11 protein-coding genes are annotated in these 11540 nt (G+C 38.0%); 8 read left to right on the forward strand and 3 right to left on the reverse strand.

The window, feature by feature from the left end; genetic code table 11:
- Positions 1 to 26 precede the first annotated feature (26 nt).
- The gene (locus LDX58_RS00400; protein WP_227934896.1) at positions 27 to 605 is read left to right on the forward strand and encodes a ComE operon protein 2; all 579 of its coding nucleotides are present in this window, start codon (positions 27 to 29) and stop codon (positions 603 to 605) included.
- Positions 602 to 2923: a DNA internalization-related competence protein ComEC/Rec2 gene (locus LDX58_RS00405; RefSeq protein ID WP_227934897.1), complete on the forward strand. Its 2322-nt coding sequence runs from the start codon at positions 602 to 604 to the stop codon at positions 2921 to 2923. The genes LDX58_RS00400 and LDX58_RS00405 overlap by 4 nt, the downstream gene beginning before the upstream one ends.
- A gap of 51 nt (positions 2924 to 2974) precedes the next feature.
- Here the strand turns inward: LDX58_RS00405 and LDX58_RS00410 are convergent, their stop codons facing one another.
- Positions 2975 to 3109, reverse strand: coding sequence for a YqzM family protein (locus tag LDX58_RS00410; protein ID WP_372459045.1), 135 nt, complete (start codon positions 3107 to 3109; stop codon positions 2975 to 2977).
- A gap of 402 nt (positions 3110 to 3511) precedes the next feature.
- Between LDX58_RS00410 and holA the strand changes: the two genes are divergently transcribed.
- Positions 3512 to 4537, forward strand: coding sequence for a DNA polymerase III subunit delta (gene holA / locus LDX58_RS00415; protein ID WP_227934898.1), 1026 nt, complete (start codon positions 3512 to 3514; stop codon positions 4535 to 4537).
- Between the two features lie 52 nt (positions 4538 to 4589).
- On the opposite strand, the gene rpsT is transcribed toward holA, so the two are convergent.
- Positions 4590 to 4856, reverse strand: a complete 267-nt coding sequence (rpsT, locus tag LDX58_RS00420) for a 30S ribosomal protein S20 (protein WP_227934899.1) — start codon at positions 4854 to 4856, stop codon at positions 4590 to 4592.
- Positions 4857 to 5076: 220 nt separating this feature from the next.
- Between rpsT and gpr the strand changes: the two genes are divergently transcribed.
- The 3 genes from gpr to LDX58_RS00435 all read left to right on the forward strand — a co-directional run bounded on the left by gpr (position 5077) and on the right by LDX58_RS00435 (position 7916).
- Complete coding sequence (gpr, locus tag LDX58_RS00425; protein ID WP_227934900.1) at positions 5077 to 6192, forward strand: GPR endopeptidase; 1116 nt, start codon at positions 5077 to 5079, stop codon at positions 6190 to 6192.
- Positions 6193 to 6365: 173 nt separating this feature from the next.
- Positions 6366 to 7538 carry a stage II sporulation protein P gene (spoIIP, locus tag LDX58_RS00430; protein ID WP_227934901.1) on the forward strand — a complete coding sequence of 391 codons (1173 nt, stop codon included), beginning with the start codon at positions 6366 to 6368 and terminating at the stop codon, positions 7536 to 7538.
- 15 nt (positions 7539 to 7553) lie between these two features.
- On the forward strand, positions 7554 to 7916 hold the full coding sequence (locus tag LDX58_RS00435) for a DUF3679 domain-containing protein (protein ID WP_227934902.1): 363 nt from the start codon (positions 7554 to 7556) through the stop codon (positions 7914 to 7916).
- A 50-nt stretch (positions 7917 to 7966) separates the two neighbouring features.
- On the opposite strand, the gene LDX58_RS00440 is transcribed toward LDX58_RS00435, so the two are convergent.
- The gene (locus LDX58_RS00440; protein ID WP_308017402.1) at positions 7967 to 8206 is read right to left on the reverse strand and encodes a YjcZ family sporulation protein; all 240 of its coding nucleotides are present in this window, start codon (positions 8204 to 8206) and stop codon (positions 7967 to 7969) included.
- A gap of 204 nt (positions 8207 to 8410) precedes the next feature.
- On the opposite strand from LDX58_RS00440, the gene lepA reads away from it, so the two are divergent.
- Together lepA and hemW are read left to right on the forward strand one after the other, a co-directional pair.
- A complete protein-coding gene (gene lepA / locus LDX58_RS00445; protein WP_227934903.1) occupies positions 8411 to 10231 on the forward strand; it encodes a translation elongation factor 4 in 1821 nt (606 codons plus the stop codon).
- Positions 10232 to 10387: 156 nt separating this feature from the next.
- A complete protein-coding gene (gene hemW, locus LDX58_RS00450; protein WP_227934904.1) occupies positions 10388 to 11533 on the forward strand; it encodes a radical SAM family heme chaperone HemW in 1146 nt (381 codons plus the stop codon).
- Positions 11534 to 11540: the final 7 nt, after the last annotated feature.

The raw sequence follows: 11540 nt of genomic DNA on the forward strand, positions 1-11540 counted from the left end.
TAATCACTTTAAAGAGGGAGGAAGAAATGGACAGAATATCATGGGACCAATACTTTTTGGCTCAAAGCCATTTACTAGCATTAAGAAGTACTTGCACACGCCTTATGGTAGGAGCGACGATTGTACGAGAGAAGAGAATCATCGCTGGCGGCTATAACGGTTCCGTTTCAGGAGGAGCCCATTGTATAGATGATGGATGTTATGTCGTTGATAATCATTGCATCAGAACGATTCATGCAGAGGTGAATGCTTTGTTACAGTGCGCTAAATTTGGTGTTCCAACCGAGGGGGCAGAAATTTACGTCACTCATTTTCCTTGTGTTAATTGTTCGAAAGCCATTATTCAAGCAGGGATAAAAAGTGTTTATTATGCAACGGATTATAAAAACCACTCTTACGCCGAGCAAATGTTTCGTGAAGCAGGAATTCACGTAGTGAAAGTCGAGTTAGAGGAAGTAAGTTTGGATCAATCTCATCATGAAAAAAAGGAGTTTACCGTTTCATTATTAGATAAATTAGCTCAAACTGGCATGGAAAAAGACGAACTCTTTCAACTTAGAGAACAAGCAAAACAATTATTTACTCAGAGTTTTTATAAGGGGTGAGAAAGATAAGTCGATTCCTTTTTTTAATCCCCCTCTCCGCAACGCTCGGTCTTTTCCTTGCCCTCGGCGGATCGAGCCCTCTTTATTTCATTCTATTAATTTTGTTTCTTTTCTTTTGTTTCATTCATCGTTCCTTCTTCAAAGAGAAGTTAGTTATCATTACTATTCCTTTTCTCCTCTATTATCTCGTTGGATATGTTGCGGTAAGTCAGCAATTGACTGCTTATGATGAAGGGAATCAAACCATTTATGGTGTAGTTAAAACTACACCTAATATAGACGGCGACACTATGTCCTTACGTTTACAGAGCAACTTAAATGAACTTATTCAAGTTCAAGCATTGCTATATGATCAAAGCGATCAGATTAGGTTGAAACAGCTATCACCAGGAGATACGTGTATGATTAATGGGAATCTCACATCCCCTCTGCCACCAACAAATTTTAGTGAATTTAATTATCAAAAGTACTTAAGGGAGCAGAATATTTTTTGGGTATTAAGACCAGAACGTGGCGGTATACAATGTATTGAAACGACGGGAAATTTATTTCTCGCTCTTCAGCGCTGGAGGCATACACAAATTCGCAAGGTTGAACAGCAGGTACATCCAGAATTTAATGGCATCATGGTTGCATTAGTATTTGGAGATCGAACTTTCATAGACGGGGAAGTACTGGAAGCTTACCAGCGTCTTGGTATTATTCATTTACTTGCTGTTTCTGGCTTGCATGTTGGGATGATTGTCACGATGCTTTTTTATTCCTTGATTAGAGTAGGTATTACTAGAGAACGAGTTATAGAAATTCTTCTTTTTATATTACCCTTATATATGATTATTGCTGGTGCGGCACCCTCGGTTATTAGGGCATCGATTATGGCCATGGTCGTCTTAGTTTGTTTACGTTTTAAAAAACGGGTGTCCCCATTAACTGGAATATCTTCCGTTTACCTCGGTTATTTATTCATTAAACCATTCGCTCTTTTTCATCTTGGTTTCCAATTGTCCTTTCTAATTTCATTTGGACTCATTATTTCAATCCCTATGATTCAAAAGAGGTATCCTAATCGCTATATTCAATTATTGTCGGTGACTTTGCTCTCTCAGGTGCTGTCTTTTCCTCTATTGTTGCTTCATATGTTTGAGCTTTCTATGTTAGCAATCCCATTAAATTTGATTTATATCCCCATTATAACGGTATTCGTTTTACCGCTCACTTTATTGTCTTTTATGCTTTCTTTCTTTATTTCGTCTGCCTTTAATTATCCCCTTCTCCTGTTGGAATTTATTTTTCCGTTTATTCATGAATTATTGCGAAAAAGCGCAGAGTTTAGATTTTCCTCCTTTGTGGTTGGAAAGCCTTCAATGTTGCTTGTTTTTGCTTATTATCTTTGTGTATTTTTCGGTTGTCTGATGTGGGAGAAAGGTACTAGAGGTTGGTGGATAAAACCAATGGCAATTTTAAGTATATTATTAATCGTTCAAGTCAGTTCACCTTATGTAGATTCAAGAACGAAAGTGACCATGATTGATGTTGGCCAAGGCGACAGCATATTAATTGAATTCCCCTTTCGAAAAGCGATTTACCTCATTGATACTGGGGGGACAATATCTTTTTCTGATGAGGATTGGCGGAAACGAAGAAAACCGTTTGAAGTGGGTGCAGATGTGGTAGTTCCAACTTTGAAAGCGCGTGGAATTAATCAAATAGATCGACTTATTCTAACACATGGACACTTGGATCATATCGGTGGAGCGATGGCGCTATCAAAAGCCTTTAACATCAAGGAAGTCAATTATAGTCAAGGGGTCGTTGAAGGCGAGTTTGAAAGAGAATTATTAACTGAATTTGCTCGAAAGCAAACCAAAATTAGGTTTGTTAAGGAAGGAGTAAGTTGGAAAGACGCCGGAGCTACTTTTGTAGTTCTTTCACCAAGTGGAATGGAACAAGGCTTAAATGAACGTTCAATCGTATTAGTTTTAGAAGTAGAAGGGATTAATTTTCTGTTTACTGGAGATTTAGAAGAAAGTGGTGAAAGGAGATTAATTTCAACTTATCCTAATTTACAAATAGATGTATTGAAAGCAGGGCATCATGGCAGTCGAACTTCAACGACGGAGGCATTCTTAAATCATATAAATCCTAGATTAGTTTTAATATCAGCCGGGAGAAGAAATCGCTTTGGACACCCTCATCCAGAGGTAGTCGAGCGCATAGAAGACAGGGGAATTCCTTTGTTGAGATCGGACCTAGAAGGGGCCATTGAGTTAACTATTGAGAAGCAAAAAATTGAAGTTAAAACAGCGCTAGAACAATAAAAAGAGGATGAACGAAATCATCCTCTTTTTAAGTATATCGGGTTTATTGACTTACATAGCGCTAAATACATCAACAATTGAAGCGATGATAAATATTGTAGCGAAGAAACCAAAAGGAATGATAAACCCGATAGCAGAGTCAATTGCATCATTTCGTTTACATTGTACTTCTTTTTCAAAATGCATCAGACATTCCTCCTTTAACAAATTAAGTATACGGGATGGGCTCAGAAATTGCTAGTTCGATTCTTTTGGTTAGATAGCTAAATGCAACATGTTCATGAAATTGTTAGAAAGTTTTGACCTTGTTGGTTCGTCTGTAAAGAGTTGTCACCTATAGTTTGGCACTGCATAGGATATGATAACTAGTGAAAGCGATCATGGTTATCGTCGTGAATAAGATATCCCGGGATCTTATTTTATGGCGTTTATCATAAATGGGGGTCTGGCATTATGGGCTAGATCCCTTTCTCATATTTCTTGTTTTTTTTGTATACTTTGGCTATCCTAAAAAAGGACAAACATATAATTTTAGTGTAGCCTTCCCAAATCTGTGGGAGTTATGCAAGTGAAAATGAGGAATAATTTATGTCATACTTAGCAGTAAAAAAAGAGGTAAAACGAGGAGATATTAGACCGATCTATTTTATGTATGGAACTCAATCTTACTTAATGGAAGATTTGGTGTTGGATATCATTAAGCAGACAGTTGGTTCTCAGGATGATCCGAATGTGATTTCTTTTAGTATACAAGATACGCTTTTAGATATTGCGATTGAAGAGGCGGAAACATTCCCTTTTTTTGGAGGGAAGAAAGTGGTAGTGGTAAAAGACTTTTCGATTGTAACTGCCCAAAAACAAGAAGCGAAACTTGACCATGATTTGAATCGGTTACTGGAATACATAGAACACCCTTCACCTGAAGCTATTCTTATATTCTTAACACCTTTCGAGAAATTAGACGAAAGAAAAAGGATTACAAAAGCACTAAAGAAAAGATCTGCTGTCGTTGAATGCTCGCCTTTTGATGATAAAATGTTGTCACAATGGTTAGAAGTTCAAGCAGCAAAGAAAGGATTTACTTTTTCAGTTGATGGGAAAGAACGGTTGTTAGAAAGACTTGGACCACAACTTCTGCTGTTAGTTTCAGAAATGGAAAAACTTTCGTTGTATGTGGGTAATGAAGGGGTGGTAAGCGGAGAAGTGGTTGACCTTTTGGTGGCTCGTTCGCTGGAACAAGACGTTTTTGCTTTAATTGATTTTGCCGTCAAAAAGCAATTAGATAAAGCCCTTGTTATTTATCACGATCTTTTAAAACAAAAAGAAGAGCCATTAAAATTACTTGCATTAATTGCAAGGCAATTACGCATTTATTATCAAGTGAAGGAAATGAGTCGACGATCTTACTCTCAAAAAGATATGGCTGCTCAATTAAAATTACACCCCTATGTCGTGAAACTGGCAAGTCAGCAGATAAGTCGATTTGAGGACACACAATTGCTGCGCTTGCTTGAAGAAGCGGCAGATACGGATTATGCAATTAAATCAGGGAAGATGGAAAAAACACTTGCTGTCGAGTTATTGTTAATGAAGTTGGCAACAATAAAAAAATAGAAAGAAAAAAACACACGATTAATCGCGTGTTTTTTTCTAATCGGCTTAATGATTATGCAGAAAGTCCGTTAAGCTTTTTAGCAAGACGAGACTTTTGACGTGATGCTGCATTTTTATGGATAAGGCCTTTGTTAGCTGCTTTATCAAGCTTTTTGCTTGCTTCAGTATAAGCAGCTTTAGCTACTTCTACGTCACCAGCTTCTACTTTTGCTTCAAAGTTCTTGATTGCAGTACGTAGAGCAGATTTCACAGAGATATTCTGAGCACGACGCTTATCAGCTGTTTTTACACGCTTAATTGCAGATTTAATATTTGGCATATCTTTCACCTCCTAATAAATGTTGTTCAGGTTCTGATCCCAGTCCATCTATTATGAACGGTTTCGCTTACTTGTTCAAGGTACGGTGACACTAATGTATCATTCATACAACAAATTGCATTCTATCAAATTCGACGAGAAAAAGCAATAGCTAGAATGAAAACGATCCCTGCCGGAAACACTAACATGAAAGAGATTCTATAGTAGGAGTGTGAAATAAATGTCTGAGGAATTGAACTTAAATCAATATCAAGTTCGTACTGATCTTGCGGTTGAAGCTCATCAAATCGTGTTAGAGCAAGAGGAAAAAAATGGTAAGTATTCAAAGGAAGTAAATGGAGTACAAATACATGAAGAAACGATTGACGATGTTACGGTTACACGTGTAATAATAGATGAAGTAGGAGCGAAACGCTTAGGAAAGAAAAAAGGAAACTATCTAACTTTTGAATCATTAGGTATCCGTAAAAAAGATACAGAAATTCAGGAAAAAATGGAGCGTGTTTTTGCTGATAAATTTCATGCTTTTATGCAAGAGATCGGAATAAAAGATACAGATACATGTCTTGTAGTTGGTCTTGGGAACTGGAACGTTACACCAGATGCATTAGGACCGATTGCGGTTGAGAATTTGCTTGTGACTAGACATTTATTTGAACTTGCTCCTGAGCAAGTTCAAGAAGGCTTTCGTCCAGTAAGCGCTGTTACACCCGGTGTAATGGGATTAACAGGAATCGAAACGAGTGATGTGATTTATGGAATTATCGAGAAAACAAAACCTGATTTTGTAATTGCTATCGATGCATTAGCTTCACGTTCAATTGAGAGGGTGAATGCAACGATTCAAGTTTCAGATACCGGTATTCATCCTGGAAGTGGTGTTGGAAACAAGAGAAAAGAATTAAGTAAAGAAGCGTTAGGGATTCCGGTCATTGCAGTTGGCATTCCGACCGTGGTTGATGCCGTATCAATCACCAGTGATACAATTGACTATGTATTGAAGCATTTCGGTCGTGAAATGAAAGAAGGGAAAGCTCCTTCACGTGCACTTGCTCCGGCAGGAATGACTTTCGGTGAGCAGCGAAAGCTAAAGAATGAAGATTTGCCGAGTGAAGCGAAACGTGAAACGATCATGGGTATGGTTGGTAATTTGCCTGAGCAAGAAAAGCGACAACTTATTCGTGAGGTTCTTGCTCCACTTGGACACAATTTAATGGTAACTCCTAAAGAAGTAGATGTTTTCATCGATGATATGGCTAATGTCATTGCTGCTGGTTTAAATGCTTCTTTACATCATAAAATTAATCAAGAAAATGTCGGTGGTTATACGCACTAACCATAATTTTAGAACCCCAACTTGAAAAAGAGTTGGGGTTTTTGTCGTGGAATGGGTAGGCAAAGTTTAAGCATATTGGTTCTATTAGTCGCCATCTTTTCATAATAGTTGTTTAAAGGCTCCTTTAATTGCAGTACTGGACAAGTTAACACACGAGGAGAAGGGATGGGACCATGAAAAGAAAACAAATGCGTAGCTTCACGGTTTCAATAAATCGGACGAGCTTTAAACGACTAATTGTCATGACTATTATAGGAATGATGGCATTATTTATTTTTACGGGCATGTTAACATCTTTTGAACCTGGATATGGATTAGCCTCAAATCAAGTACATGAATGGGCAACAGGTGTAAAAGGAGAAGACTTTGTTCATGTGCTCGGAATGGAAAATAAATTTTTCACCCAAGTATTACCAGAGGATAGCCGGCCCCCGAGTCTTTCGAATTTAGCCTTTGAAGTAGCAACAAGTATAAATCCAGATGATCCCAGAAGCTTACTTGGTCGTGAGTTACCGGGATTTGCCTTATTTGACGGGCAAATTATCGTTGCAGGGGATGGAATGGATTATACGACATTGCCAATTGAGTCATCTCCCCCCATGGATGTCATTATGGCAGAGAGGGAAGCAACACAAGAAAGCTTAGCGAGATTAGAAGAATTAAAAAAAGAAGCAGTACAATCGCAAGGGACAACAGACGGACGAAAAGTAGTCCATATCATTCATTCTCATAATACAGAATCGTTCTTACCTGAGCTTGAGACAAATAAGCCAAACGAGGCTTTCCACAAGAAAATCAATATAACATTAGTTGGCGAGAAGTTATCACAAGAACTTGAAAAACGCGGAATTGGAGTTGAAGTAGAAGAACGGGATGTTCAAGCTGGTCTGGTTAATAAAGGATGGCAGTACTCACAATCCTATGATGCTTCTCGTAATTATGTAAAAGAAGCAATTGCGAACAATGATGATTTGAAATTTTTCTTTGACTTACACAGAGATACTCTTCCTAAAGAGAGAACAACCGTAAAAATCAATGGAGTTGAATATGCTCGTACAGTATTTGTCATAGGTGGAAGGCATAGTCATCATGAACAAAATTTACAGTTAGCGAAACAACTTCATAATTTGCTTGAAGAAAAATATCCTGGATTAAGTCGTGGGGTTATTCTTAAAGATACACCTGGATCTAATGGGATTTATAATCAAGATTTATCACCTAATTCAGTTCTAATTGAAATGGGTGGCCTTTACAACACACTTGATGAAACATATAAAACTACTGGTGCGATAGCGGAAGTATTTTCCGAATACTACTTTGAAGCTGAAGCGGTAGACGCTGAATAAGGAGAGGGAGACCGCATGAAAAAGCTAGTTGTAAGAATTTCTATTATTAGCTTGCTGCTATTAATTGGTGCTTCGTTCGGGGTTCAAGTAATGAATGAAGAGCTTGGAATTTCGTGGCCAGTTCCCCTTATTGTTGAGGAAACAGAAAATAGTTCTAGTGCTGAAGACAAGGCAGTAGATAAATCAAAAATTGTCATTACATCCAAAATAGAACTTGCCGAGAAAAGTCAAAAGGTAGAAGAGGTAGGTCGATTTAATTTCTTTTCTGATATGGGAAGTTATCTTGCTGAGGGAATGAATTATGCTAGCCGAAGCTTACTGTCTCAAGTGATGTCATTTGTCAACAATGTTTTAAATGGAAATGGGGGAGATAAATGAATAACTAGAAAAAGGGGCCAAGTTAAAGGCCCCTTTTTTTATCGACAAAATTAGACTGTTCCTGGAGTAGCCCAAGAAGCCCCAATTATCACTAATAAGATGAAAAGGACAACGATTAAAGCAAATCCGCGGCCAGTTCCAAAACCAGCAGTTGGTGCTCCGTACCCAGCAACTGGTGCGCCGTAGCCATAGCCTGGTGCTACACAATCCGTACCATGTCCAGCACCGTAACCCGTATAACCTGTTTCAAATCCAGCTGCGCCAGTCATTGGTTCACCAAAATTATACATTAAGAAAAACCACCTTTCAAAGAAGTTACTTTCACAGTATGCAATAGTTTTTTAAGTGGGATAGTAACTAGAGCCCAAATTATGATTGGCTAAGAAAAACGGTGAATACGACGATATGAAAAAGAGAGTTGTTGCTTGACTCCTGATCGATTGGTATAATTAGAAATAGTGTACATTGTACGAGAATGTAGGAGTGATCATGTCATGAACAAAGAACAAAGATTAGCGCGTCAGGCGAAGATCCGAAATTTTTCAATCATCGCTCATATTGACCACGGGAAATCCACACTTGCCGATCGAATTTTAGAAAAGACAGGTGCCCTAACACAACGTGAAATGAAAGAACAAACGCTTGATGCAATGGATTTAGAGCGTGAGCGTGGAATTACGATTAAACTAAATGCGGTTCAGCTTACTTATAAAGCGAAAGACGGCGAAGAATATATTTTCCATTTGATTGATACACCTGGGCATGTCGATTTTACGTACGAAGTTTCACGTAGTTTAGCAGCCTGTGAGGGGGCGCTATTAATCGTTGATGCTGCTCAAGGAATTGAAGCCCAGACTCTTGCTAATGTTTATTTAGCGTTAGATAATGATTTGGAAATTTTACCTGTTATCAACAAAATTGATTTACCAAGTGCTGACCCTGAGCGTGTCAAGCAAGAAGTTGAAGAGGTTATCGGTTTAGACACTTCTGATGCGGTTTTAGCGTCTGCGAAAAATGGAATTGGAATTGAAGATATTTTAGAACAAGTGGTCCAGAAAGTTCCTGCTCCAACTGGAGATTCTGAAGCACCTCTTAAAGCACTTATTTTTGATTCGCTTTATGATCCTTACCGTGGTGTTGTAGCATACATTCGGATCATGGAAGGTACGGTTAAGCCTGGACAAAAAATCAGAATGATGGCGACAGGGAAAGAATTTGAAGTGAATGAAATCGGTGTGTTTACTCCAAAGGCTGTAAAGCGTGATGAGTTAACTGTTGGTGACGTTGGATTCTTATCTGCTGCGATTAAAAATGTCGGAGATACAAGAGTCGGTGATACGATAACAAGTGCCGAAAATCTGGCTGACGAACCATTACCTGGTTACCGCCGCATGAATCCAATGGTCTATTGTGGTTTGTATCCAGTAGATACAAATGAATACAATGATCTACGTGAAGCATTAGAACGTCTTGAGTTAAATGATGCATCATTACAGTATGAACCAGAGACGTCCCAAGCATTAGGATTTGGTTTCCGTTGTGGTTTCTTAGGACTGTTACACATGGAGATCATCCAAGAGCGAATCGAGCGTGAATTTAATATTACACTTATTACAACGGCTCCAAGCGTTATTTATCAGGTAACAACGACAAGTGGTGAAGAAATAAAGATTGATAACCCAGCCAACATGCCTGATATCCAAAAAATTGACTCCGTTGAAGAGCCTTTCGTTAAGGCAAAGGTGATGGTACCTAACGATTACGTTGGGACTGTAATGGAACTTTGCCAAAAGAAACGTGGTAATTTTATAGATATGCAGTATCTTGATGACAATCGTGTCCAGATCGTTTATGAAATTCCACTTTCTGAGATTGTTTATGATTTCTTTGATCAATTAAAATCAAATACAAAGGGTTATGCTTCGTTTGATTATGAGTTAATTGGATATAAGCCATCAAGACTTGTTAAAATGGATATCCTCCTAAACGGTGAGACTGTTGATGCCTTGTCTGTCATTGTTCATAGAGATTTTGCTTATGAACGTGGCAAAATTATTGTTGAAAAGTTAAAGGAATTAATTCCTCGTCAGCAATTTGAAGTACCAATTCAAGCAAGTATTGGTCAAAAGATTATTGCCAGATCTACGATAAAAGCAATGCGCAAAAATGTTCTTGCTAAATGTTACGGTGGGGATATATCACGTAAGCGTAAATTGCTTGAGAAACAAAAAGAAGGAAAAAAACGTATGAAATCCGTAGGGAACGTAGAAGTACCTCAAGAAGCCTTTATGGCCGTTTTACGGATGGACGATTAATGTTGACATCAACCGCAGGATTGCTCCTGCGGTTTTGGTTGTTAAATGGTCGCCCAATGGCTAATATAACCTTTGGATTAACTTCTTAACATGAGTGATTAAATCTAATGTCGGTGACTAGGCAAGAATGAGTTCTCTAGAAAGGAGAAGATGCAAATGGTCAAAGCTGCTTACGTACATATTCCATTTTGTGAACACATTTGTCACTACTGCGATTTTAATAAGGTTTTTTTGAAAAATCAGCCAGTCGACAAATATATTTCTTCATTACTTGTAGAGATGGAAAGAACGATGAAGAAACACCCAACAACAGCTTTAAAAACCGTTTATATTGGTGGTGGAACACCTACAGCGCTAACTTCTGATCAATTGAATACTCTTCTAAGAGGGATGAAGGAAGTTCTTCCATTAAACGATTTGGAAGAGTACACAATTGAAGTGAATCCAGATAGTATTGAAGAAGATAAATTAAGTGTATTAAAAAATAACGGAATTAACCGTTTAAGTATGGGGGTCCAAACGTTTAAAGAAACTCTCTTAAAGGAAATAGGAAGAACTCACTCCAAAGCGAGTGTAGTGGACGCTATTAAAAGAAGTAGAGAAGCAGGGTTTCAAAATATTTCATTAGATTTGATGTTTGGCTTACCGAGCCAAAAGCCTGCTGACTTTCAAGAGACTATTCATGAAGCGATGGCTTTAGGAGTTGAACATTTATCGGCATACTCTTTGAAGGTAGAGGAGAAGACGGTCTTTTACATTCGTCAGCGACAAGGCAAATTGACTTTGCCGCCCGAGGAAGATGAAATCAAGATGTATGAACAATTACTAGTTGAAACACAAAAAGAAGGGTATCAGCAGTATGAAATTAGTAATTTTGCAAAAGCCGGTTATGAAAGTAAACATAACCTTGTTTATTGGAATAATGAAGAATATTATGGTTTTGGTGCAGGGGCCCATGGCTATGTGAATCAAGTCCGATATCAAAATCATGGACCACTTCCCAAGTATTTAAAAGCTATAGAAGCAGGCCTTCCTCCTGTATTGGCTGAACATCAGGTTTCTCCTGTCGAACGAATTGAAGAAGCTATGTTTATGGGATTGCGGAAGAGAAGAGGGGTTAATAAAGAAGAGTTTAAACATTTATATGGACGGTCCCTTGATGAATGTTTTAGTAAGCAAATAGAATTGCTTAAAAAAAGAGGCTTATTAACTTCAAATGAACAATCTATTAAATTAACAGAAGAGGGTTTACTACTAAGTAATGAAGTATTCGAGCAATTTATAGCTGTATTAGATCATTAAGTAGGGG

Source organism: Alkalihalobacillus deserti, from assembly GCF_020734105.1.
GTDB classification, from domain to species: domain Bacteria; phylum Bacillota; class Bacilli; order Bacillales; family Bacillaceae_D; genus Halalkalibacter; species Halalkalibacter deserti.